This is a genomic window from Pseudomonas sp. FBCC-B35 (assembly GCF_059133755.1).
Genome location: NZ_CP101439.1, coordinates 3,539,518 through 3,561,771, shown reverse-complemented (window position 1 = coordinate 3,561,771; position 22,254 = coordinate 3,539,518). Strand labels below are relative to the sequence as shown.

The following is a 22,254-nucleotide window of genomic DNA, read 5'->3' as shown; positions in this document are numbered from 1 at the left end:
CGTGCGTACGTTCGTGATCGGCGGAGCCCGGTCTGGCAAGAGCCGCCTCGCTGAGCAGCGGGCAGCCGCCTGCGGCCTGCCCGTGACCTATATCGCCACCAGTCAGCCGCTGGACGGCGAACTCGATGAGCGGGTGCAGCTGCACCGCCAGCGCCGGCCAGTGGAATGGGGATTGATTGAAGAACCCTTGGCCCTGGCCGCCGTACTGAAGGCCGAAGCGGCCGTTGACCGCTGCCTGCTGGTGGACTGCCTGACGCTATGGCTGACCAACCTGCTCATGCTGGACGACCCGCGCCGGCTGGCCGAGGAGCGTGATGCCTTGTTGGGCTGCCTTGAGCACCTGCCCGGCCACATCATCCTGGTCAGTAACGAGACCGGCCTGGGCGTGGTGCCCATGGGCGAGCTGACGCGACGTTACGTCGACTTGTCCGGTGTCGTGCATCAGGCGGTGGCCGAACGCTGCCAGCAGGTGATCCTCACGGTCGCCGGCCTCCCACTCACGCTCAAAGGACCTGCATCATGAACCCTGTCTGGTGGCAGATGCCCTGCCAGCCCCTTGACGAGGCGGCCATGGCCGCAGCACGCGAGCGGCAGCAACAATTGACCAAGCCTGCCGGTTCGCTCGGCCAGCTCGAAGCGCTCGCCATTCAGTTGGCAGGCCTGCAGGGCTGCGAACGGCCGTCGCTGGAGCACGTCGCCATCAGCCTGTTCGCGGGCGACCACGGCGTGGTCGAGGAGGGCGTTTCGGCGTACCCTCAGGCCGTGACGGGCCAGATGTTGCGCAATTTCGTCGGCGGGGGTGCAGCCATCAGCGTACTGGCGCGCCAACTGCACGCCACCCTGGAGGTGGTCGACCTCGGCACTGTCGACCCGACGCTCGCATTGCCGGGCGTTCGCCACCTGCACCTTGGCCCCGGTACGGCCAATTTTGCCCAACAGCCCGCCCTGAGCGAGGCACAACTGCAAGCCGCCCTGCAGGCAGGTCGTGACAGCGCGCTGCGGGCGGCGGCCCACGGTGCACAGCTGTTCATCGGCGGCGAAATGGGCATCGGTAACACCACCGCAGCGGCGGCGCTGGCCAGCGTACTGCTCGCCTGTCCGCCAGCCACATTGAGCGGGCCAGGCACCGGGTTGGACAGCGCCGGCGTGCAGCACAAGGCGTACGTCATCGAGCGAGCCCTGGCCTTGCACCGCCTGGCGGCCGATGAGCCGCTGCGTGCGCTGGGCTGTGTGGGGGGCTTCGAGCTGGCGGCGCTGGTCGGCGCTTATCTCGCATGCGCCCAGGCGGGTGTGGCTGTGCTGGTGGACGGGTTCATCTGCACCGTGGCGGCCTTGGTGGCCGTGCGCCTCAACCCGCAGTGCCGCGCTTGGCTGTTGTTCGCCCACCAAGGTGCGGAGCCTGGTCACCAGGCGGTGCTGAGCGCTTTGCAGGCCGAGCCTCTGTTGGCCCTGGGGCTGCGCCTGGGTGAGGGCAGCGGTGCCGCGCTGGCCGTGCCCTTGCTGCGGCTGGCCTGCGCGCTACACGCGCAGATGGCGACCTTTGCCGAGGCTGCCGTGGAGGACCGCCCGGCATGAGGCTCGACCTGCTGCGCCACGGGGAAACCGAGCAAGGTGGCCTGCGTGGCAGCCTCGATGACGCCCTGACCGAAAAGGGCTGGGCCCAAATGCGCGCTGCCGTGGCCGACGCAGGGCCTTGGCAGGCATTGGTCAGTTCGCCGTTGCAGCGCTGTGGCCGATTCGCCGATGAATTGGGCGCCAGGCTGGGCCTGCCCGTGCAGCGCGAGCCTGCATTGCAAGAGCTGCATTTCGGCGATTGGGAAGGGCGTACGGCGTTGCAGATCATGGAACACGACGCACAGGCGCTTGGGCAGTTCTGGGCTGACCCCTATGGCTATACGCCGCCCAATGGCGAGCCGGTCCAGGCGTTTGCGCAGCGCGTCCTGACAGCCATCGAGGGGTTGTACCGCCAGCATGGCGGCAAGCGCGTACTGCTGGTCACCCATGGGGGTGTCATGCGCCTGCTGCTGGCCCGCGCCCGGGGCCTGCCCAGGGCGCAGCTGTTGCAGGTGGAAGTCGGCCATGGCGCACGGGTGTGCTTGCAAGTCGGCGAGGATGGCCAGCTGGTTGAGGAGGGTTAGCATGCAGCCATTCTGGATTGCCCTGCAGTTTCTAAGCAGCCTGCCTGTCACCTTGCCTGGCATGCCAACGCCACGCCAAGTGGGCCGCTCGTTGTTGTACTACCCCTTGGTCGGGCTGCTGTTCGGTCTGGTGCTGTGGCTGGCCAGTCACTGGCTCGAAGGCGTTCCGGCGGCGCTGCATGCTGCCTTGCTATTGACCCTCTGGGTGCTGCTCAGTGGCGCGCTGCACCTGGACGGCCTGGCAGACAGCGCAGATGCCTGGCTAGGTGGGTTTGGTGATCGTGAACGCACGCTGCAGATCATGAAGGACCCGCGCAGCGGGCCGGCAGCGGTGGTGACGCTGGTTTTGGTGCTGCTGCTCAAGTTCTGCGCCTTGTGGGCACTGATCGAGCAGGGGGCTGGCCTGCAACTGATGCTTGCACCGGTCATTGGTCGAGCAGCGATGCTGGGGTTGTTCCTGTGTACTCCCTATGTGCGCCCTGGCGGGTTAGGCCAGGCACTGGCCGATCACATGCCCCGCCGCGCAGCGGGATGGGTACTGTTGACCTGTGCTGGCCTGGGCCTGGCTTTGACCGGCTGGGCAATGGTGCTGACGGCGGTCGTGTTCGTGGCATTGCGCAGGGTGATGTGCAATCGTCTGGGCGGCACCACGGGCGACACCGCAGGTGCACTGCTGGAACTGCTTGAGCTCACCGTCCTGCTGGGCCTTGTCGTGATCCGCTGAGCAAATCGCGGCAGCGCGGTCTTCCGGCCAGCCTCAGCAAGGGGACGGCCAGCGCGTGGCGCAGTACCTGCAGGCCCCGCTGAACAGGGCCGAAGCCACGAACGTGCCCCGTTCGCGCCTGGTGGTGGGCGAGTTCGGCTGCACGCGCCGCCTGTCAGGCTGTCGGCAGTACCTGGAGGACGTACTGGGCGTGCTCGATCAGCACCGCGTGCACTGGGCGTTCTACAGTTTGCGCGAAGACAGCTGGGACGGGATGGATTACGAATTGGGTACCGCCAAAGTGCCCTGGCGTTACTGGCAGGCGATCGACCAGGGGTTGCCCGACCCGCTGCCACGGCAGGCGACGCCGGCGTTCGAACCGATACGCAAACGACTGGCCATAGACCAATGGCGACGTCTGCTGATGTCCTGCTTGCTGTCAGTCGGCTCCAGCGTTCATGCTGTAACCAAATGCTTCCTTGATGACTCGACGTACAGGGCGGTCACCGTCCCTGGAATATCAGGTTTTATCAGCGGCAGCACCTGACGACCTTGCGATGGGCTGGAGACAATAACAATGACGTCTGTATGGCGAACCAGTGGATGGGTGTTGGCTGGGGCGGCGCTGATCCTCGCGCTGTCACTGGGCGTCAGGCACGGCTTTGGCCTGTTCCTGGCGCCGATGAGCGCCGATTTCGGCTGGGGTCGAGGGGTCTTTGCCTTCGCCATCGCCTTGCAGAACCTGATCTGGGGCCTGGCCCAGCCGTTCGCCGGGGCGTTGGCCGATCGTCTTGGCGCCTCGCGGGTGGTCATGGTGGGCGGCGTGCTGTATGCGGTGGGCCTGGCGATGATGGGGATGGCCGATTCTGCCTGGTCGTTGTCACTGAGCGCTGGTCTGTTGATCGGCATCGGCCTGTCGGGTACGTCCTTTTCGGTCATCCTGAGCGTCGTCGGCCGGGCCGTGCCGCCTGAAAAGCGCAGCATGGCCATGGGCATTGCCAGTGCCGCCGGTTCGTTCGGTCAGTTCGCCATGCTGCCCGGCACCCTCGGCCTGATCCAATGGCTGGGCTGGTCGGCCGCCTTGCTGGTACTGGGCCTGCTGGTCGCCTTCATCGTGCCGTTGGTAGGCCTGTTGCGCGACCGGCCCTTGCCCGCGTACGGCAACGAGCAGACCCTGGGCGAGGCGCTGCGTGAGGCCTGTGGGCATGCCGGCTTCTGGTTGCTGGCGCTAGGTTTTTTCGTGTGTGGCTTCCAGGTGGTGTTCATCGGGGTGCACCTGCCGGCGTACCTGGTAGACCAGCATCTGCCAGCCACCACGGGCACGACCGTGCTGGCCCTGGTGGGCCTGTTCAATATCGTGGGCACGTTCACGGCCGGTTGGCTGGGCGGGCGCCTGTCCAAGCCACGGTTGCTGACCGGGCTCTACCTGCTGCGTGCAGTCGTCATCGTGCTGTTTCTCTGGGCGCCGGTGAGTGCCTTCAGCGCGTACCTGTTCGGTATTGCGATGGGCCTGTTGTGGCTGTCCACCGTACCGCTCACCAACGGTACCGTCGCGACGGTCTTTGGCGTGCGCAACTTGTCGATGCTTGGCGGTATCGTCTTCCTGTTTCACCAGCTTGGGGCGTTTCTGGGCGGTTGGCTGGGAGGCGTGGTGTATGACCGTACTGGCAGTTATGACCTGGTCTGGCAGATCGCGATCCTGCTGAGTGTCTTGGCTGCGGCGCTCAACTGGCCGGTTCGTGAACGGCCTGTGGCACGCTTGCAGGCAACAGCGGCATGAGCCCTGGACTGATCCGTATCGCCCTCGCGGTGGCGGCGCTTTTGGTGCTGACGCTGGTCTGGTGGGGGTGGCACGAGGGCGGCATGGCGCTCATGCAATTGGGCATGGGCGCCTGTTAGGCACTACGCTGCCAGTTCAAGGTTGATCGAGCAGGAGCGAGATGTCATGAGCGTGAAGTGGATGGTGGTGCCGGTATTGGCGTTGATGGCCAGCGCGTCCAGCTGGGCGACCGAATGCCCGGCCGTGTTGCAGGGTTCGTTGCCGGAGTTGCGGGGCAAGGGTGAGGTCGCTTTGTGCGAGCGGTTTGCCGGCAAGCCCTTGGTGGTGATCAACACGGCGAGCTATTGCGGGTTTGCGCCGCAGTTCGAGGGGCTTGAGGCGGTGTACAAGCAGTACCATGGCCGTGGGTTGGAGATGCTGGGTGTGCCTTCGAACGACTTCAAGCAGGAGGATGCGGACAGCGAGAAGACGGCGAAGGTGTGTTATGCGAATTATGGTGTGACGTTCACCATGACCAAGGAGCAGGCGGTACGGGGCAAGGATGCGATTCCGATGTTCGCTGAATTGGCCAGGCAGAGCAGTGCGCCCAAGTGGAACTTCTACAAGTATGTAATTGATCGCCAGGGCAAGGTGATTGGTAGTTTTTCGAGTTTGACGAAACCGGATGACGTCGAGTTTAGAGCAGCGATTGAGAAGGCTATCGCCTCGCAGCCCTGATCTTTTTGGTTTGATCAAGTAGCGATCCCTGTTAGAGCATGGGGGCTTCCAGTGATGGAGCTGTATAGGTGATCTGTGGCAAGTATATATAAGGTGCTTAAGTGTACTTAGCCAATTACCCACAGTAGCTTGTAGGGGCGGCCTTCCTGGGGTACCGGGCCGACCGCTCCTACAGGGGTGATGTGTAATCCAGAAAGTTGGGCAGCTGCTCAACTATCAAGTTCAGAGAAATGCGCTGTTTTGGCTCTTGCTCTTGCTAATGCTTTTGCTCTTGCTTCTAAGCGCGCGGTAGCCCAGGCAACACAGCTCGCGACTTCAGGAGGCCGAGCGCAGGGCTTGCGGAGGGAGGTGACAGGCATGGATGCCTGTCAAGCGCTGGGCCCCAGGATGGGGCCTGCAGCGCGGTCCTCCCGGGAGCAAGCCCGGAGCGAGGGAACCCCGGAGCGCAGCGTAGGGGCCGGATGATAGGAGCAGGCGGTTTTTGCTTACTTTTTGACAAGACAAAAAGTGAGCCGCCGTAAGGGCGGAAGGGTGACTGTGCGCCACCCGCGCCAATGAATACCAACTCGATATATGTGCCAACGCTTTGAAGTTTGAAGTTTGAAGTTTGAAGTTTGATTGGGTTGGTGTGGGTATTGAAAGAGAGCATAGTCCATTTGCGATGGGGACGCTTAATCACCTTTTCGCCCTTACGGCGAGTTACTTTTTGTCAAACGCCACAAAAAGTAACCAAAAAAGGCTGCGCTCCATTCATACGGCCCCTACGCTGCGCTTCGGGGTTCCCTCACTCCGGTCTTGCTCCCGGGTGGACCGCGCTGTAGGCCCCATCCTGGGGCCCAGCGCTTGACAGGCATCCATGCCTGTCACCTCCCTCCGCAAGACCTGCGTTCGGCCTTCTGAAGTCGCGGAGATCAAAAGCAAGAGCAAGAGCAAGAGCAAGAGCAAGAGCAAGAGCAAGATCAAGATCAAGATCAAGATCAAGATCAAGATCAACAGCCAAACCGATAGCAGTGACCGTTATTTACAGGTAGGGGGTTAGTGAAGAGGGTACCCTGCATAGCGATTGCTGATGATTAATCTACCTATCCACGATAGCAGCTGCACGGCCATTCAAGCCGTATGCACGGTCATCGCAACCAGCCTTCCCACAATCGGCCTTACAATCAACACGCACACAAAAGCTACCGGCATCGCCAATCGATAAGCTTTCAGTACGTTGCTCATATAATCCTGATCGATTCCGGCGTTGGCTGCCGTGATCACGAAACACATCAGCAATGCCATGATGGCCGACATGTAAAAGGCAAACACATACGGCGTGGCATTCACATGCAACCTGCGACGACGGCTTTGAGTGACATTAGTCATGCGACCTCCTGGAGTCCGATTGAGGCCTTACCCTATCAACCCACTGCGCTTCACCAGTAGACCGCTCCGCCTAACTCCTTTATAAAGCAAAACTTACGAATCCCAAGGGCACAGCATGGACCTGCTCAACGCCATCCGCAGCTTCATCAAGGTCGTCGAAGCCGGAAGTATCGCAGCAGGTGCCCGCAGCCTGGGCATTACCCCAGCAGCTGTGAGCCAGAACCTGGCCCGGCTTGAAGGGCATTTGCAGGTCCGTTTGCTGACCCGCACAACGCGGCGTATGACGCTGACTCCCGCCGGCACCCAGTACTACAAGCATGTCAGGCTGATAGAGCGTGACTTGGCGCGCGCTGAACAAGCGGTGATGACCCCCGAAAGCGAACCTCAAGGTCGCCTGTGCATCGCGTCGACCTCTGCGTTCGGTCGTCACGTCCTGGCGCCCCTGATACCCGCGTTCAGCGTGCTGTACCCGCGCATTTCGATAGAACTGGTCATGAGCGACAGAAAGGTTGACCACGCACGTGAAGGTATCGATGTCAGCCTGCGCATCACGCCCCAGTTGGACGAGCACCTGATAGCCAAGCACATCGCCCGCATTCCTTTCGTCTGCTGTGCCGCACCAGGGTACCTGGCCAGTGCCGGCGTACCACAGACGCCGGAGGCGCTGCGCAATCACCGCTGTCTGGTGTTTCGCTACCCGGTCGATGGCCGTCTGTTGCGTTGGGGATTCATGCGTGATGGGCAGCGCCTGGAGCCCGAATTTGGCGACGTGCTCATCTGCGACGACATCGATGCGCTAACGCAGATGGCGGTGCATGACGGCGGCATCACGCGCCTGGCAGCGTTCATTGCCCGGCCGCACCTGGCTTGCGGTGCCCTGGTGCCGCTGTTCGAACATGGCCCTGACGGGCAGGCGTACGCGCAGACAGCACCCATGGACGTTTATCTCTGCGTGGCCGACCGCTTCGCACTCACGAGCAAGGTACACGCTTTCATGCACTACCTGCGCGACCACCTGGGCGACGAGTGGCAAGTGCCAACATGAAAAAACCGCCACAAGGGCGGTTTTTCAAGGTAACGGTAACGATCAGAAGCGGTAAGTGAGCGATGCCCCTACACCGTGCGCGCTGTTCTCGTACTTGGCACGGTAGGCGCCCTTGGTGGCGCTGACCTGATTGACCTTGGTGTCTTCTTCCCACAGGTAGGAATACGCCACGTCGATGGTCATGTCCTCGCTCGGGCTCCAGCCGGCGCCCAGGCTGAAGATCTTGCGATCGCCCGTGGGGATGCGCGGCGAACGGTCCTGGTTGTTGGTCGGCGATTGGTCGACCGTGAAGCCGGTGCGCAGCACCCACTCCTTGTTGACCTTGTACGACGCACCCACGGCGTGGGCCCAGGTGTCATGCCAGTTCTGTTCTTCCGAAATGGTCTGGAAGGCAGAGCCGATCAATGGGCGCGGGACATCGTTCTGTACAGTGATGTCCTTCAGGCGGCTCCAGCGCGTCCAGGTGCTGCCAGCGTACAGCGTCCATTGGTCGTCGAGTTCATGCGTGACCGACAGGTCAACCGACTCCGGCGTCTTGATCTTGAGCGAGGCATCGAACTTGCTGCCGTTGAATGGCCCGATCAGCGGGGTGTTGACCTTGGTCTTGCCCTCGAGCTTGTAGTCGACCATGGAGTGATAGGTCAGGCCGATGCGCGTGCGGTCGGTGGCTTGCACCATCAGGCCGATGTTGTAGCCGACTGCCGTGTCGTCACCCTTGATCTTGACTTCACCGTCGTTGCGCCCAGGGGTGGCCGGGTTGATCAGGTTGGAACCCAGTTCGCCTTTGATCCGGTTGAAGGTCGGGCCGAAGCCGATCGATACCTTGTCATTGAAGGCATAGCTGACGGTAGGCTGGAACGTCACCACTTCCACGTGACTTTTCTTGCCCCAATAGCGCGCCGCGTCGTCACTGCCGTAATCGGTCACCAGACCGAAGGGCACGTAGACACCGAAGCCGACGGTCCAGTGGTCGTCGATGGGCTTGACGTAGTAACCCATGGGTACGCCGACGACCGGTACCATGTCACCGTCAGTTTCCCCCCCAAGGTTGCTGCCAGGCCCCGAGATATCGGTTTTGGCGATGACCGCTGCGCCACCGACGGTGACCTGCTGGCGCTTGAGGCGGGACATGCCGGCCGGGTTGCCGTATACGGTGCTGGCATCCTCGGCAGAAGAGGAACGTCCCGCGAAACCTGTCCCCATGCTGCTGACGCTTTGTTCGTTCAACGCGAAGCCGCTGGCGAACAGTTGGCTCGATGCGAGCGCAACAGCAACGCCAAGGGAGGTTTTGAGCATTACTTTTTTCATTATTAGAACTCCTTGGGATCTCCGAGGCGAAAAGCTACCAACAAATCACGCGTCGCGCTATAGGCGCAATCGCAGGAGATAGAGCGGTTTTGTAGGACAATCCGACTAAAATTCCTTTTCTCAGTTGAGTCTGTAAGAACCGTCTCAAGAAGCTACTGGCAGTTTCTGATCAATGCAGGCTTGCCAGGCTTCGGTGAAGTCTCGCAAGCGACCCTGAGGGTTGAAAAATCTGCCGCCAGATACGCGCCTGGCCCATCCGGTCGTCCACGGCAGGCAAGCTCACCACCTGGGCCTCCACAAGCAGCCAGGCAATGGCAGTGGCGTAGCGCAGGTTGACGGTGAGTTCCAGGTCGGGTCCGCCCAGGAAGGCATGTTGGCTGGCCAGGCCGCGTACACGGCTGGCCAAGTCTGGATCGCGTGCCAGGTAGTCGTCCCAGAGCGCCCGATGACGCTGATCATCTATGCGAAAGAGGCCATGCCCGCGTCTGCCGTGCAGCGCCGATCCCAAAGCCGACTGGCAGGCAGCGATGCCGAGCAACAACACTTCGGCGCTGGCGCAGTGACGGTCAAGGTAGATCAGTGTGGGCCTGATGACATGCTGACATAGTTCTTTGGCCGCAATACCCATGGTGCCCCCGAGCAGTAAGGGACCGGCGGGCGCAGGCGCTTGGCAGCTGTGTGAACGGTCAGGCCCGCCGGAAGCGGCGTGCACCGCTCGAGTTGAAGTGTAGTGTGATAAGGGTGACGTAAAAGGCTGTTTTTAAATCGATTGCTGCCTGACAAGCCGAGCGATATACCCGAAGGCAATTACGCTGGATTTGTGCAGGCAAGCTGGGAGGGGGTGTATCTGATGGGTGAATGCCGCAGCATTCACCGCTCACGCGGTGAGTGACTGGCGGGTACGGGCGATGACGGCCTGCAGCGGTTCGCTGCGGCTGTACTGCTCGTGGTACAGGCGTTCGGTATGGCAGGCGATACCGTGTTCGTCCACCAGCGTAAAGCTGAAGCTGCCTTTGCGGGGTGCGACGAGCAAGCATTTCAACGGCGAGAACGCCTGGGAAAGGGTACCGATTGCAGCCTGGATTTGATGTTGAGTTTGCATATTATTGGAGGTTCCTGCATTAAACACGGGGAGTAGATCCGTGCATCATAGAAACGTTCCAGTGACGTCTTTATTAAGGGACGAGAGAACCTGCTGGAACAAAGCAGCCAGAGGGAGCGCAATCAATGGTGGGCGCTTGGGCTGACTGGTAGGTACTTCAGAGGGCAGGCAGCACGCGGAGCCAAGGTTCTAGGCCTTCGCGCGGGATCCTGATCAATTGGACTCGTGATGGATGTCGCGGCAGCGTATCGGCTGCGGGCGAATCATCGAAAGGGCCGGTCCTGCTTTCAGCAGCGCGCTATTGGGAGAGCGAGTCTGCAAGGACACTGTGGGCCAGAATTGACTTTCAGCTTGGTACTAACGAGGCGTATCCTACCTGAGCCTTTCGGTGAAGGCAAGCCCTGATTGTGCGTGGGTAGCCGAGCAGTATGGCGCTTAATGCCGGCGGTGGGAAGGGGCCGAGCGTGCTCGAAGGGTGTCCTGGCCGCCTTGCTCACACACGAACGGATGCGCGGTTGATGTTTGTTCACACCGAAAGGAGGACGTGTATCAAACCTGTCCCACCTTTCGCTCCAGTCGCCAATGACTTGACTAGCCAGTTAAGTCAATGAAAAAAAACACTATTTTTCGTTGGTGAAAAAATCGTCAGTTTGACAGCAGCCCCCGTAATTCGGGGCTTGGCGGGGGGGAATAGGGTGTTGTCCACCGACTTATCCACAGGAACTGTGGATTGTCGCCGCCGCTTGCTCTAGTGCGGGGTTGGCGCCAAGCTGCCTCGGGTCTCGCCAAGAATCAGACCAGTTCGAATGACCATCCATCGTCTCGCAAACGTCAAGAAACAATCACATGAAATTTTTATAAAAAAAATCCTCAGGGTTAGGCCCGCACGTCGAAAACCGGTAGAGTGGCGCGCTTTTCGATTTGCCTGACCTGCCGCTCATGAAGTCTCGCAGTAAACAACTTGCCAGCCCCATGCCCTCGTCTGCAGAGCGTTCCGGACGGTTCACCCTAAAGGTTGCCCTGTGGCTACTCGACAATTCGCGTCTGGGTGACAAGCCTCAGGTCAAGCACTTGGCTGGGCGGTTGCTCAAGCGCCCAGCCCGCGAGGGTGTGGTGGTGGCTCAAAGCCGCCTGGGGCAGATGCTTTGCCGCGATTGTGGCAGCGCCCGTGATCGGCGTATCGGCCATGACCTGCTACGCCAGGCCGCACGCGCTGGCGATTGTCGTGCCCAGGTGGAGTATGCACGGGCGTGCCGGGCGTCTGCGCCCGAACAGGCCCGCAGCTGGCTGGAGTTGGCGGCCGGGAAGGGGTCCCATGAGGCCCGTCGATTGCTGCGTCAGTGGTTTGGGCACTGACAACCCCTGCAGGTGACGGCGGCACGGGCAACCTGCCGGTCAGGCTGTTAAGCTTCAGCGAATTTGCCAACAGTGACCGGGGTAGGCATGACAGTGGATCTGGCCAGCATTCTGCTGGGCTTGGTGGCGGGCGCGGTGCCGTGCCTGGTGTGGGTCATGCAGCTTCAGCGTCGGCATGCAGCACGGCATGGCGAGCGTGCTTTGCTTGAAGAGCGTCTGAACGCAGCGCAGCTGGCCCAGGCCGGTTTGCAGGCGCAGCTCGAGGCCAGCCGTGATGAAGTCAGTGACCTCAGCGAAGCCAATACCCTCAAGCAGACGCAGCTGGCAGCCCAGGGGCGAGAGCTGGAGTTGCTGCAGATCGAGCGGGACAACGCCCGTGATGCGGCCCATGCCTGGAACCTGGAACGCGCGACTCGCGAGGCCGAGCAGCGTCGTCTGGAGTCCCAGGCCGCACGCCTCGAAGCCGAGCTGCGTGAACAGCAGGAAAGCCACCAGCAGCGTCTCGAAGACCTGCAGGAGGCCCGCGATACGCTGCGCGCCCAGTTTGCCGACATGGCCACCAAGATCTTCGATGAGCGTGAGCAGCGCTTTGCTCAAACCAGCCAGCAGCACCTTGGCCAACTGCTCGACCCATTGAAGGAGCGTATCCAGGCGTTCGAAAAGCGTGTCGAGGAAAGTTACCAGCAGGAGGCCCGTGAGCGTTTTTCGCTGGGCAAGGAGCTCGAGCGCCTGCAGCAACTCAACCTGCGTCTGTCCGATGAAGCGACCAACCTCACCCAGGCGCTCAAGGGGCAGAAAACCCAGGGTAATTGGGGCGAGCTGATCCTGGAGCGCGTGCTCGAACACGCAGGGCTGGAGAAGGGTAGGGAGTACCAGACGCAGGTGAGCCTCAAGAGCGCTGACGGTGAGCGCTTCCAGCCAGATGTGCTGATCATGTTGCCGGGCAACAAGCAGGTGGTGGTCGATGCCAAGGTCAGCCTGACGGCGTATCAGCAGTTCGTGTCAGGCAACGACGACGCGGCGCTCAAGCAGCACGTCCAGTCGCTGCGCAGTCACGTCAAGGGCCTGTCGAGCAAGGACTACAGCCGCCTCGAAGGCCTGCACAGCCTGGATTTCGTACTGTTGTTCGTGCCCATCGAGGCCGCGTTCTCGGCGGCACTGCAGGCCGAGCCCAACCTGTTCCAGGAAGCCTTCGACCGGCAAATCGTCATCGTCAGCCCCACCACCTTGCTGGCCACCTTGCGGGTGATAGACAGCTTGTGGAAGCAGGAACGCCAAGGCCAGAACGCCCGGGAAATCGCCGAACGTGCCGGGTGGCTGTACGACAAGTTCGTGTTGTTCATCCAGGACCTGGATGAGCTGGGCAGCCGCCTGCAACAGGTGGACAAGGCCTATGCGGCAGCACGTAACAAACTGTGCGAAGGGCGCGGCAATCTCGTCAGTCGCAGCGAGCAGCTCAAGCTGCTCGGCGCCCGGGCCAGCAAAAGCCTGTCGCCCGACTTGCTCGAACGCGCCTTCGCCGATGAAGTGCCCGACCAGGCAGTTACTGCACCAGGCTCAGATGACGGTTGAGCAGGGCCCGCAATGCAGCCGGCTTGACCGGCTTGGGCAAATAGTCCAGGCCTGCGGCATGCACCAGGGCGATGGTTTCCTTGCTGCCGTCGGCGCTGATGACCACCCCGGGCACCGGTTCGCCCAATCGGGTGCGTAGCCAGCCCATCAGGCGCGTGCCGGTGTCGCCTTCATCCAGGTGATAGTCCACCAAGGCCAGGTGTGGGCGCATGCCCTCGGCCAGCAGGGCCTCGCACTCGCTGCGGCTGCGTGCGGTCCACACCTGACAGCCCCAGCGGCTGAGCAGGCTGTTCATGCCAATCAGGATGCTGTCTTCGTTGTCCACGCACAACACCTGCAGCCCGGCCAGCGGCTCGCTGCGCTGCTCCACCGCCGAAGTGACAGGGGCTGGTTGTAGAGAGATCGGCACGCTCACACGGAACACGGTGCCCTTGCCTGGCCAGGAACGTACCTCCAGTGTGTGACCCAGGACTCGGCACAGTCCGTCCGCGATCGCCAGGCCCAGGCCCAGGCCTTTTTCGGCGCGGGTCTGATGGCTGTCCAGGCGTTTGAACTCCTGGAAGATCACGTGCAGCTTGTCGTCGGCGATGCCAGGGCCCCTGTCCCAGACTTCCAGCCACAGGCGCTCGCCCTGGCGGCGGGCACCCAGCAGGATCGGGCTCTTGCCATAGCGCAGGGCGTTGGTCAGGAAGTTTTGCAGCACGCGGCGCAGCAGCTTCATGTCACTGTTGACCCGCAGGCGGCTGCCGCGCAGGCGGAACGCCAGGCCTTTCTCTGCCGCCAGTACCTTGAATTCCGCCCCAAGGGTGTCGAACAGATCGTTCAAGGCAAATGGCTTGGCGTCGGGGGTGATCTTGCCGTTTTCCAGGCGCGAGATGTCCAGCAGGTCGCTGATCAGTTCTTCGGCCGAACGCAGTGAAGTGTCCATGTGCTGAACCAGTTGCCGGGCTTCCTCGGTCATGCCTTCGGCTTGCTGCGACAAGGCCGCGGAAAACAACCTGGCGGCGTTCAGAGGCTGCATCAGGTCGTGGCTGACCGCAGCCAAAAAGCGAGTCTTGGACTGGCTGACCGCTTCGGCATGGCTCTTGGCTTCGGTCAGCGCCTGGTTCAGTTGCGACAGCTCGTAGGTGCGCTCTGCCACGCGTTGCTCAAGGCTTTCGTTGGCGTGGCGCAGCGCTTGCTCGGCTTCGCGGAACGGCGTGATGTCGGTAAAGCTCATCACGAAACCGCCACCGGGCATCGGGTTGCCGATCAACTCGATCACGCGCCCATTGGGGAACAGCCGCTCGGACGAGTGGGCCCGGCCCTGGCGCATCCAGTGCAGACGCCGGGCTACGTGCACCTGGGCCTCCCCTGGGCCGCACAGGCCGCGCTCGGCGTTGTAGCGAATGATGTCGGCAATGGGCCGTCCCACGCTGATCAGCCCGTCCGGGTAATTGAACAGCTCAAGGTAACGCCGGTTCCAGGCCACCAGATGCAGGTTCTGGTCGACCACGCTGATGCCCTGGTTGATGTTTTCGATGGCGCCCTGCAGCAGTGCCCGGTTGAACTGCAGCACTTCGCTCGCTTCATCGGCGATGCGCACCACGTCTTCGAGCTGCATGTCGCGGCCTTCGATCGCTGCCTTGACCACTGCACGGGTAGACGAACTGCCCAGGACACCGGCCAACAACCGCTCGGTGTGCTCGATCCAGTCACCGTCGGCGTTCTGGTTGGGGTTGAAGCCTTTGCCCTGGCGGTAGGCGAAACGGATGAAGCTCTGGCGCGCGCGCTCCTCACCCACGAAACGCGATGCCAAGGTCAGCAGGTCGTCTATCTGCACCGCCAGCAAGGGCTTGCTGCTGGGGCGGGCGCTGGTCTGCTGGCCAATGAAGCGGCCCGCTTGCCAGTGCTCGGACACGCGGGTACGCGACAGCAGCGAGACCCAGGCAAACAGGGTGAAGTTGCCGGCAAGCGACAGCACCACGCCTTGGGTCAGCGGGCTGATCGGCAGATTCAGGGGGTTGCCGTGCAACCACGCCAACCCTGGGAATACCTGCAACGACCAGCCCAGGCTGTGGGCGGCGATGGGCAGCACCAGGGTGTAGAACCACAGGAAGATGCCCGCCGCCAGACCTGCGAATACACCCCGGCGGTTGGCCTGTTTCCAGTACAGCGCCCCGAGCATGGCTGGCGTCAGTTGGGTCACGGCAGCAAACGCGATCTGGCCGATGGTCGCCAGGCTGGCCGTAGAACCCAGCAGGCGGTAACTGACGTACGCCAGCAGCAGGATGACCACGATGGTGACCCGCCGGACCGAAAGCATCCAGTGCCGGAACACCTCGAACGGTCGCTCGGCGTTGTTGCGACGCAGCAACCAGGGCAGCAGCATGTCGTTGGAAACCATGGTCGACAACGCGACCGCTTCTACGATGACCATGCCGGTAGCCGCTGACGCGCCACCGATGAATGCCAGCAGCGCCAGGCTGGGGTGTGCCTCGGCCAGGGGAAGGCTGATCACGAACGAGTCCGACATCACCGTCCCTGGCAGCAACATCTGCCCCGCCAGGGCGATGGGCACCACGAACAGTGCGGCCAGGGCCAGGTACATCGGGAACACCCAGCGTGCCAGGCGCATGTCCTGTGGCTCGATGTTTTCCACCACGGTCACGTGGAACTGCCGAGGCAGGCAGATGATGGCCATCATGGCGACAGCCGTCTGGACCACCATCGACGGCCAGTTGATGGTCTCTGTCCAGTAATCGTGCAGCTCGATGGACTGGCGCGCCTGGGTGAACAGGTCATCGAACCCATCGTACAGGTTGAAGACGACGAAGATCCCCACGGCCAGAAACGCCAACAGCTTGATCAACGACTCGAACGCGATCGCCAGCACCATGCCCCGGTGGTGCTCGGTGACGTCCAGGCTGCGCGTGCCGAATACGATGGCGAACAGCGCCAGCACCAGCGACACCACCAGCGCAGTGTCCTGTACGCGCGTGCCGGTGGCGTCTGCACTGGCGCCGATCAACAGATTGACGCCCAGCACGATGCCTTTGAGCTGCAGGGCAATGTAGGGCAGCACGCCCACCAGGCAGATCAGTGCCACGACCACGGCCAGCGTCTGGGATTTGCCGTAACGGGCAGCGATGAAGTCGGCAATGGACGTGATGTTCTGCTGTTTGCTGATCAGCACCATCTTCTGCACCACCCAGGGTGCGAAGACCAGAAGCAATACCGGCCCCAGGTAGATCGGCAGGAATGCCCACAGCTGCTCGGCCGCTTGTCCGACCGCGCCGAAGAACGTCCAGCTGGTGCAATACACCGCCAGCGACAGGCTGTACACCCAGGCACGCAATTTGGGCGGCAAAGGGGTGCTGCGCCGGTCGCCATAGAAGGCGATGGCGAACATGACGGCCATATAGGCCAGGGCGACCGCGGCGATCAGCCCGCTGGACAACGACATGGTGACTCCGAAGCTAAATGGATAACGAGGCCCGGTCAGCCAGTCTGGCACGACAGGTGGCGCGCCGTCAGCGCAGACGATGGTCGCAGTGGCAGGTGGTCGCAGCGTGACGCACTCAAATTGCGGGCTCGTGTGGGGCCCAGCAGACGGGTGGAGGATTGACAGGCGATGCCGGGAAGCAAATACTCTCGAAAAATTCATATAGATGTCTATATAACAAGACGAGAATACAGCCATGCTTCCACTCGCCAGCGACACACGACTGCCACGCTATCAACAGCTACGCGACCATCTGGTAGCGCAGATCGCTAACAACCGCTGGCACCCGGGTGAGGCGATCCCCACCGAGGCTGCACTGGCGAGTGAATTCGACCTGTCGGTGGGCACGGTGCGCAAGGCCATCGATGCGCTGGTCGCCGAAGGCGTGCTTGAGCGCCAGCAGGGGCGAGGTACCTTCATCCGCCGTCCACAGTTCCAATCCTCGCTGTTTCGCTTCTTCCGCTTCGAAGCTGTCAACGGCGAGCGCGTCGTGCCGATGAGTCGCATCCTGAGCATGAACGCCGTGGCGGCACCGTCTGCCGTGGCTCAGGCCTTGGGGCTCGTACCCGGGGCCGATGTGATCCATCTGCAGCGGCTTCGTCTGCTCGATGCCCAGCCCGTGCTGGCCGAGGACATCTGGCTGCCCCGCCAGCCGTTCCAGTTGCTGCTGGAGACTGATCTGGATAACAAGGGCCCATTGCTCTACCCGATCTACGAACAGCTGTGTGGGCAAGTGGTCGCAGCCGCCGAAGAAGCCCTGACTGCCGAGGCCGTGGATGAAGTGCATGGGCGCCTTCTGCAGGTACCGGCCGGCAGCCCTATTGTGGTGATCGAACGGCTGGCCCGTGACTACGCCGGCAAACCCCTGGAGTGGCGCCGGTCGCGGGGACACGCGCAGCACTTCCGCTACCGCATCGATATTCGCTGACCGCGCCGTTTCAACCTTCTTTATCTGCCTGCGCCCCGTCACCAGGGCGCAGTGGCTTCGCCTGCTCGGTTGTCTGCGTTGAGGGCAACCCAGCGTACCCTTCACCCTTAAAAGGATAAGAATCATGTTCAGCTGGTACCGCCAAATTACATCGCGCGAACGCAAGACCTTCTGGGCCTGTTTTGGGGGCTGGTCGCTCGATGCGCTGGAAGTGCAGATGTTCGGCCTGGCCATTCCCGCGCTGATCGCGGCTTTCTCGCTGTCCAAAGGCGATGCGGGCCTGATCAGTGGCCTTACCCTGGTGACCTCGGCGATCGGCGGCTGGCTTGGCGGAACCCTGTCGGATCGGTACGGCCGCGTGCGCACCTTGCAGTGGATGATCCTGTGGTTCTCCTGCTTCACATTCCTCTCGGCTTTCGTCACAGGCTTCTATCCACTGCTGTTCGTCAAGGCCATGCAAGGCTTTGGCATTGGTGGGGAGTGGGCGGCCGGGGCCGTGCTGATGGCCGAGACCATCAACCCCAAGTACCGCGGCAAGGTCATGGGTACGGTGCAAAGCGCCTGGGCGGTAGGGTGGGGCCTGGCGGTAGCGTTGTTCACCTTGATCTATTCGCTGGTGCCGCAGGAATTCGCCTGGCGCGTGATGTTCTTCGTGGGCCTGTTGCCGTCGCTGCTGATCATCTGGGTGCGTCGCAACGTTCCAGAACCGGACAGCTTTCAACGCCTGCAGAAACAGAACGCCATTCCCCAGGGTTTCTTCGCCTCGATGGCGGGGATCTTTCGCCCTGAATTGCTGCGCGTCACGTTGCTGGGCGGCTTGCTGGGCCTGGGGGCGCATGGTGGCTACCACGCGGTGATGACCTGGCTGCCGACTTTCCTTAAGACCGAACGCAACTTGTCGGTGCTCAATTCCGGTGGCTACCTGGCGGTGATCATCTTTGCGTTCTGGTGTGGCTGCGTGGTCAGCGGGTTGTTGATCGATCGCATCGGCAGGCGTCGCAACATCCTGCTGTTTGCGCTGTGCTGCGTGCTGACGGTTCAGGCCTATGTCTTCTTCCCGTTGAGCAATACGCAGATGCTGTTCCTGGGTTTCCCGCTGGGCTTCTTCGCAGCCGGCATTCCAGCAAGCCTCGGCGCCTTCTTCAACGAGCTGTATCCTGCCGATGTGCGGGGAGCGGGGGTTGGCTTCTGCTACAACTTTGGCCGTGTGCTCTCGGCGGTCTTCCCCTTCCTGGTCGGGCACATGAGCGAATCCATGTCGCTGGGTACCGCCATCGGCATTGATGCCGGCATCGCCTACGGCGTGGCGGTGATCGCTGCACTGTGCCTGCCTGAAACGCGCGGCCGCAACCTCGAGCCTGCCCCGCAAGCGCCCGGTGTGGCCGCCCAGTAACCTGACCGAAAGATCAAAGACATGCCTCACAACCCTGCTTCATCCATGATTGCCATCGACAGCCATGCCCACGTGTTCAGTCAAGGGCTGACATTGGCGCGCGAGCGCCGTTATGCCCCCGCGTACGATGCACCGTTGGCGGATTACCTCAGCCAGTTGCAGGCGCACGGTTTCAGTCACGGCGTTCTGGTGCAGCCCAGTTTCCTGGGGACCGACAATGGCTATCTGCTGGGTGCCCTGCAAGCCGCTCAGGGGCGCCTGCGGGGGGTGGTGATGCTTGAGCCGGACGTTGCGCGCCAAACCCTCATACAGATGGACCAGCTTGGGGTCAGAGGCGTGCGCCTGAACCTGATGGGGCAACCACTGCCGGACCTTGCGGCCCCGCAGTGGCGCCATCGCTTCGCGTGCATGGCCGAACTGGGCTGGCACGTCGAGCTGCATCGACAACTGGCGGACATTCCCACCCTGGTGCGGGCGCTGCAACCGTACGGGCTGGATATCGTCATCGACCATCTGGGAAGGCCCGATGCGCGCAGCGGGCTGGGGCAGGGAGGCTTCGCCGACCTATTGACCCTGGGCGGGCAGGGCAATGTCTGGGTGAAGGTTTCCGGTATCTACCGCCTGGAAGGCTCGCCCGAGCAGAACGAGCTGTTCGCCCGCCAGGCGCTGGGCGCGCTGGAAGCGCACTATGGGGCCGAGCGCCTGATGTGGGGCAGCGATTGGCCGCATACGCAGCACGAACGCACGATGAGTTATGGCCAGGCGCTCGAGCAATTGCAGGCCCTAGGCTGCTCCAGCGAGTTGCGCAAGGCGCTGTTGCTGGAGACGGCCAAGGACTTGTACCGTTTCAATTGAGCCAAAGAATGGGTACGCAAGGCTTCGGTCAACCTATAGCGATCCTGTAGCGGGGTCGTCGGGGCAAGCAGTCACGGCAGGCGTTCGAATGTGGCTGTTTTGACGTGGTGCGAGTCCAGTCCGACCATCACTTCGAAGTCACCGGGCTCGGTCACCCATTGCAGGTTACGGTCCACGAATGCTAGCGCGGTGGGTGCAATCTCCAGCGTCAGGTCTCTGGCAGCACCAGGCTCCAGGAAGATGTTCTGGAAGCCTTTGAGTTCTTTGACGGGCCGACTGACAGAGGCGCTCAGGTCCCGAAGATAGAGTTGCACGGTTGTTTCGCCCGCCAACGGTCCCTGATTGGTAACAGTGACTCGAACCTTCAAGCGCTCACCCGGACGCAGACGGTCGGTGGACAAGCGTGGGGCTGAGACATCGAACTGGGTGTAGCTCAGCCCGAAGCCAAAAGGAAAAAGAGGGGTGTCATCGACGTCGAAGTGGCGCGACCGGTAAGGTGCGGGGTTGATGGCGTCGAACGGCCTGCCGGTGTTCAGATGGTTGTAATACAGGGGGATCTGGCCGACGTTGCGCACGAACGTCACTGGGAGTTTCCCGGAGGGGTTGTAGTCGCCAAACAGCACATCAGCGATGGCATTACCCCCCTCGCTCCCGCTATACCAGGTTTCCAGTACGGCATCGGCCCACTTGGTTTCGTCGTCGAGGGCAAGCGGGCGGCCATTCATCAAAACCAGTACCACTGGAATGCCGGTATCGCTCAATGCCTTGAGCAGCGCACGTTGTCCGCCGGGTAGACCCAGCTCGGTCCTGCTCGCACCCTCATGGGACATGCCGCGCGCCTCGCCAAGCACCGCGACGATTACATCGGCTTGCCGAGCCACCGCCAGGGCCTGCTTGAGCATCGCTGCGGGAGGGCTTGGATCGATGTCGACGTGTTTGTCCGCAAGAAGCATCAGGGCCGATGGATCGTCAATGATGTTGGCCCCTTTGGCATAGCGCAATCGACCCTTGCCCGCCTGAGCCTGATGCATGCCGGAGCGAAGCGTGACCACCTCCTCGGGTCTGCCATTGGCATACCAACTGCCAAGCATGTCTGCCGCGTTATCGGCCAATGGGCCGATCAAGGCGATGTTCATGCTTTTATGCAGCGGCAGCGTGCGGTTTCGGTTTTTCAGCAGCACCAAGGAGCGGCGCGCCATATCCCGCGCTTGGGCACGATGCTGTCCGATCTGCTCGCTAGCGGCGTCGGCACCCAGGCGCTGATAAGGGGCATCAAACAGGCCCAATTCGTACTTGGTTGTGAGCACCTGGCGAACCGCGCCGTCCAGCTCGGCTTCGCTGACCTGTCCTTGCTTGATCAAGCCAGCCAGCTGGTCACGGTAATGACGGTCGCTCATGCTCATTTGTGTGCCAGCGGTCAGCGCTGCCTTGGCCGCCTGGGTGCCATCACGGGCCACGCCATGGTCTATCAGCTCTGCCACTGCGCCGTGGTCGCTGATGACTAAGCCTTTGAACTGCCACTGTGTGCGAAGCAGGTCTTTCAAGAGCCAGCCGTTGGCCGTTGCAGGGATGCCATTAAGGCTGGACAGTGCAGTCATCACGGCACCGGCCTTGGCCTCGATGGCAGCCTTGAAGGGGGGCAGGTAATCCTGATGAAGGCGTTGTTCGCTCATGTCAGCCGTGTTGTAGTCGCGCCCTCCCTCAACCGCTCCATAACCGGCAAAATGCTTGATACAAACCATCAGGCTGTCCGGTGCTGCCAGATGCGGTCGTTGCAAACCGCGGATGGCAGCCTCACCCATGCGCGAGGCCAGGTGCGTGTCTTCGCCGTAGCCTTCGGAGATGCGTCCCCACCGCGGGTCGCGACTGACATCCAAGACGGGAGCGAAGGTCATGTCCAAGCCATCGTTGGTCGCCTCGATTGCTGCAACGCGTGCACTTTTTTCCACCGCGCGCAGGTCCCAGCTGGACGCCTGACCCAAGTTGATGGGAAAGATGGTGCGACGTCCATGGATTACATCACCTGCAAAGAACAGCGGGATACCCAGCCGGCTACGCTCGACCGCCATGGCCTGCAGCCTGCGCAAATCCGTACTGTTGGCAGCCGGGTGGGTGAACATCGCCCCCACATCCCCGGCTGCGATGGCTGTGTTCATGTCTTGAGGCGCATCACCTTGAGCGGCATATTCCATTCGCAACTGTCCGATCTTTTCCTGCAAGGTCATCTGCGAGAGCAAATTGTCGATGAACGTCTTTTGCTGCGCGTCAGGCTTGTTAGCCAGGGCGGTGACAGGCCCTATCGCTGCGCAAAGCATCAACATGGCCGTGAGTGCAGGTGAGCGGGTTGCTCGCTTGCGAGGAGGCGTCATTCCATTGACTTCCTGGGCGAATTTCCCTGACATTGCCACCTGAGTGATCAAGCTCGCTACTCGCAGATCTACCAGTTGCCTATCCCCGATATCTGTGCAATCCCCACGACCTTCCTTCACCCGTGCCCTCGCGGCT

General features: G+C 62.0%; 19 protein-coding genes and 2 pseudogenes. 15 read left to right on the top strand and 6 right to left on the bottom strand.

The window, feature by feature from the left end:
• The first annotated feature begins 1 nt into the window (after window position 1).
• The 9 genes and pseudogenes from cobU (at window position 2) to NMB38_RS16140 (ending at window position 6,377) form a co-directional block, all read left to right on the top strand.
• Window positions 2–523 (top strand): bifunctional adenosylcobinamide kinase/adenosylcobinamide-phosphate guanylyltransferase, encoded by a 522-nt coding sequence (cobU, locus tag NMB38_RS16180; RefSeq protein WP_345956355.1) that lies wholly within the window; start codon window positions 2–4, stop codon window positions 521–523.
• Entirely contained in the window at window positions 520–1,575 is a 1,056-nt protein-coding gene (gene cobT / locus NMB38_RS16175) for a nicotinate-nucleotide--dimethylbenzimidazole phosphoribosyltransferase (protein ID WP_345956354.1), read from the top strand. The genes cobU and cobT overlap by 4 nt, the downstream gene beginning before the upstream one ends.
• Window positions 1,572–2,138, top strand: a complete 567-nt coding sequence (gene cobC, locus NMB38_RS16170) for an alpha-ribazole phosphatase family protein (protein ID WP_345956353.1) — start codon at window positions 1,572–1,574, stop codon at window positions 2,136–2,138. The genes cobT and cobC overlap by 4 nt, the downstream gene beginning before the upstream one ends.
• Before the next feature lies 1 nt (window position 2,139).
• Entirely contained in the window at window positions 2,140–2,862 is a 723-nt protein-coding gene (locus NMB38_RS16165) for an adenosylcobinamide-GDP ribazoletransferase (protein WP_027913934.1), read from the top strand.
• A gap of 22 nt (window positions 2,863–2,884) precedes the next feature.
• Window positions 2,885–3,247: pseudogene (locus tag NMB38_RS16160) on the top strand (glycosyl hydrolase); the annotation flags it as partial.
• A gap of 171 nt (window positions 3,248–3,418) precedes the next feature.
• Window positions 3,419–4,621: an MFS transporter gene (locus tag NMB38_RS16155; protein ID WP_494354839.1), complete on the top strand. Its 1,203-nt coding sequence runs from the start codon at window positions 3,419–3,421 to the stop codon at window positions 4,619–4,621.
• Complete coding sequence (locus NMB38_RS16150; protein WP_255212321.1) at window positions 4,618–4,740, top strand: hypothetical protein; 123 nt, start codon at window positions 4,618–4,620, stop codon at window positions 4,738–4,740. The genes NMB38_RS16155 and NMB38_RS16150 overlap by 4 nt, the downstream gene beginning before the upstream one ends.
• Window positions 4,741–4,786: 46 nt before the next feature.
• Window positions 4,787–5,338 (top strand): glutathione peroxidase, encoded by a 552-nt coding sequence (locus NMB38_RS16145; RefSeq protein WP_125922438.1) that lies wholly within the window; start codon window positions 4,787–4,789, stop codon window positions 5,336–5,338.
• Window positions 5,339–6,194: 856 nt separating this feature from the next.
• Window positions 6,195–6,377 (top strand): hypothetical protein, encoded by a 183-nt coding sequence (locus NMB38_RS16140; protein ID WP_494354838.1) that lies wholly within the window; start codon window positions 6,195–6,197, stop codon window positions 6,375–6,377.
• A 71-nt stretch (window positions 6,378–6,448) separates the two neighbouring features.
• Here NMB38_RS16140 and NMB38_RS16135 read toward each other — a convergent pair whose 3' ends face one another.
• Window positions 6,449–6,706: a DUF2798 domain-containing protein gene (locus NMB38_RS16135; protein WP_028686858.1), complete on the bottom strand. Its 258-nt coding sequence runs from the start codon at window positions 6,704–6,706 to the stop codon at window positions 6,449–6,451.
• Between the two features lie 115 nt (window positions 6,707–6,821).
• Here NMB38_RS16135 and NMB38_RS16130 point away from each other — a divergent pair, with 115 nt between their 5' ends.
• Window positions 6,822–7,751, top strand: coding sequence for a LysR family transcriptional regulator (locus tag NMB38_RS16130; protein ID WP_027915764.1), 930 nt, complete (start codon window positions 6,822–6,824; stop codon window positions 7,749–7,751).
• 42 nt (window positions 7,752–7,793) lie between these two features.
• Here the strand turns inward: NMB38_RS16130 and NMB38_RS16125 are convergent, their stop codons facing one another.
• From NMB38_RS16125 to NMB38_RS16115, 3 genes and pseudogenes are all read right to left on the bottom strand, one after another.
• Window positions 7,794–9,059, bottom strand: coding sequence for an OmpP1/FadL family transporter (locus NMB38_RS16125; protein ID WP_023533893.1), 1,266 nt, complete (start codon window positions 9,057–9,059; stop codon window positions 7,794–7,796).
• Between the two features lie 144 nt (window positions 9,060–9,203).
• Window positions 9,204–9,687 (bottom strand): annotated as a pseudogene (locus NMB38_RS16120) (hypothetical protein).
• A gap of 249 nt (window positions 9,688–9,936) precedes the next feature.
• Entirely contained in the window at window positions 9,937–10,161 is a 225-nt protein-coding gene (locus tag NMB38_RS16115; protein ID WP_027915766.1) for a hypothetical protein, read from the bottom strand.
• Window positions 10,162–11,100: 939 nt separating this feature from the next.
• Here NMB38_RS16115 and NMB38_RS16110 point away from each other — a divergent pair.
• Together NMB38_RS16110 and NMB38_RS16105 are read left to right on the top strand one after the other, a co-directional pair.
• Window positions 11,101–11,517: an SEL1-like repeat protein gene (locus NMB38_RS16110; protein WP_027915767.1), complete on the top strand. Its 417-nt coding sequence runs from the start codon at window positions 11,101–11,103 to the stop codon at window positions 11,515–11,517.
• A 201-nt stretch (window positions 11,518–11,718) separates the two neighbouring features.
• Entirely contained in the window at window positions 11,719–13,089 is a 1,371-nt protein-coding gene (locus tag NMB38_RS16105) for a DNA recombination protein RmuC (RefSeq protein ID WP_165919274.1), read from the top strand.
• Here the strand turns inward: NMB38_RS16105 and NMB38_RS16100 are convergent.
• Window positions 13,061–16,534, bottom strand: coding sequence for a hybrid sensor histidine kinase/response regulator (locus NMB38_RS16100; protein ID WP_049695572.1), 3,474 nt, complete (start codon window positions 16,532–16,534; stop codon window positions 13,061–13,063). The two genes, NMB38_RS16105 and NMB38_RS16100, sit on opposite strands and share 29 nt — an antisense overlap.
• Before the next feature lie 235 nt (window positions 16,535–16,769).
• On the opposite strand from NMB38_RS16100, the gene NMB38_RS16095 reads away from it, so the two are divergent.
• From NMB38_RS16095 to NMB38_RS16085, 3 genes are all read left to right on the top strand, one after another.
• The gene (locus NMB38_RS16095; RefSeq protein WP_027915770.1) at window positions 16,770–17,501 is read left to right on the top strand and encodes a GntR family transcriptional regulator; all 732 of its coding nucleotides are present in this window, start codon (window positions 16,770–16,772) and stop codon (window positions 17,499–17,501) included.
• A gap of 124 nt (window positions 17,502–17,625) precedes the next feature.
• Complete coding sequence (locus NMB38_RS16090; RefSeq protein WP_027915771.1) at window positions 17,626–18,894, top strand: MFS transporter; 1,269 nt, start codon at window positions 17,626–17,628, stop codon at window positions 18,892–18,894.
• Between the two features lie 21 nt (window positions 18,895–18,915).
• On the top strand, window positions 18,916–19,749 hold the full coding sequence (locus tag NMB38_RS16085) for an amidohydrolase family protein (protein ID WP_027915772.1): 834 nt from the start codon (window positions 18,916–18,918) through the stop codon (window positions 19,747–19,749).
• A 71-nt stretch (window positions 19,750–19,820) separates the two neighbouring features.
• Here the strand turns inward: NMB38_RS16085 and bglX are convergent, their stop codons facing one another.
• Window positions 19,821–22,118 carry a beta-glucosidase BglX gene (bglX, locus tag NMB38_RS16080; protein WP_236167598.1) on the bottom strand — a complete coding sequence of 766 codons (2,298 nt, stop codon included), beginning with the start codon at window positions 22,116–22,118 and terminating at the stop codon, window positions 19,821–19,823.
• Window positions 22,119–22,254 lie beyond the last annotated feature (136 nt).

What these genes read in the sequence shown, in the direction of transcription:
- cobT (WP_345956354.1), top strand. Translation starts at nt 520, where the DNA reads ATGAACCCTGTCTGGTGGCAGATGCCCTGCCAGCCCCTTGACGAGGCG.
- cobC (WP_345956353.1), top strand. Translation starts at nt 1,572, where the DNA reads ATGAGGCTCGACCTGCTGCGCCACGGGGAAACCGAGCAAGGTGGCCTG.
- NMB38_RS16165 (WP_027913934.1), top strand. Translation starts at nt 2,140, where the DNA reads ATGCAGCCATTCTGGATTGCCCTGCAGTTTCTAAGCAGCCTGCCTGTC.
- NMB38_RS16155 (WP_494354839.1), top strand. Translation starts at nt 3,419, where the DNA reads ATGACGTCTGTATGGCGAACCAGTGGATGGGTGTTGGCTGGGGCGGCG.
- NMB38_RS16150 (WP_255212321.1), top strand. Translation starts at nt 4,618, where the DNA reads ATGAGCCCTGGACTGATCCGTATCGCCCTCGCGGTGGCGGCGCTTTTG.
- NMB38_RS16145 (WP_125922438.1), top strand. Translation starts at nt 4,787, where the DNA reads ATGAGCGTGAAGTGGATGGTGGTGCCGGTATTGGCGTTGATGGCCAGC.
- NMB38_RS16140 (WP_494354838.1), top strand. Translation starts at nt 6,195, where the DNA reads ATGCCTGTCACCTCCCTCCGCAAGACCTGCGTTCGGCCTTCTGAAGTC.
- NMB38_RS16135 (WP_028686858.1), bottom strand. Translation starts at nt 6,706, where the DNA reads ATGACTAATGTCACTCAAAGCCGTCGTCGCAGGTTGCATGTGAATGCC.
- NMB38_RS16130 (WP_027915764.1), top strand. Translation starts at nt 6,822, where the DNA reads ATGGACCTGCTCAACGCCATCCGCAGCTTCATCAAGGTCGTCGAAGCC.
- NMB38_RS16125 (WP_023533893.1), bottom strand. Translation starts at nt 9,059, where the DNA reads ATGAAAAAAGTAATGCTCAAAACCTCCCTTGGCGTTGCTGTTGCGCTC.
- NMB38_RS16115 (WP_027915766.1), bottom strand. Translation starts at nt 10,161, where the DNA reads ATGCAAACTCAACATCAAATCCAGGCTGCAATCGGTACCCTTTCCCAG.
- NMB38_RS16110 (WP_027915767.1), top strand. Translation starts at nt 11,101, where the DNA reads ATGAAGTCTCGCAGTAAACAACTTGCCAGCCCCATGCCCTCGTCTGCA.
- NMB38_RS16100 (WP_049695572.1), bottom strand. Translation starts at nt 16,534, where the DNA reads ATGTCGTTGTCCAGCGGGCTGATCGCCGCGGTCGCCCTGGCCTATATG.
- NMB38_RS16095 (WP_027915770.1), top strand. Translation starts at nt 16,770, where the DNA reads ATGCTTCCACTCGCCAGCGACACACGACTGCCACGCTATCAACAGCTA.
- NMB38_RS16090 (WP_027915771.1), top strand. Translation starts at nt 17,626, where the DNA reads ATGTTCAGCTGGTACCGCCAAATTACATCGCGCGAACGCAAGACCTTC.
- NMB38_RS16085 (WP_027915772.1), top strand. Translation starts at nt 18,916, where the DNA reads ATGCCTCACAACCCTGCTTCATCCATGATTGCCATCGACAGCCATGCC.
- bglX (WP_236167598.1), bottom strand. Translation starts at nt 22,118, where the DNA reads ATGACGCCTCCTCGCAAGCGAGCAACCCGCTCACCTGCACTCACGGCC.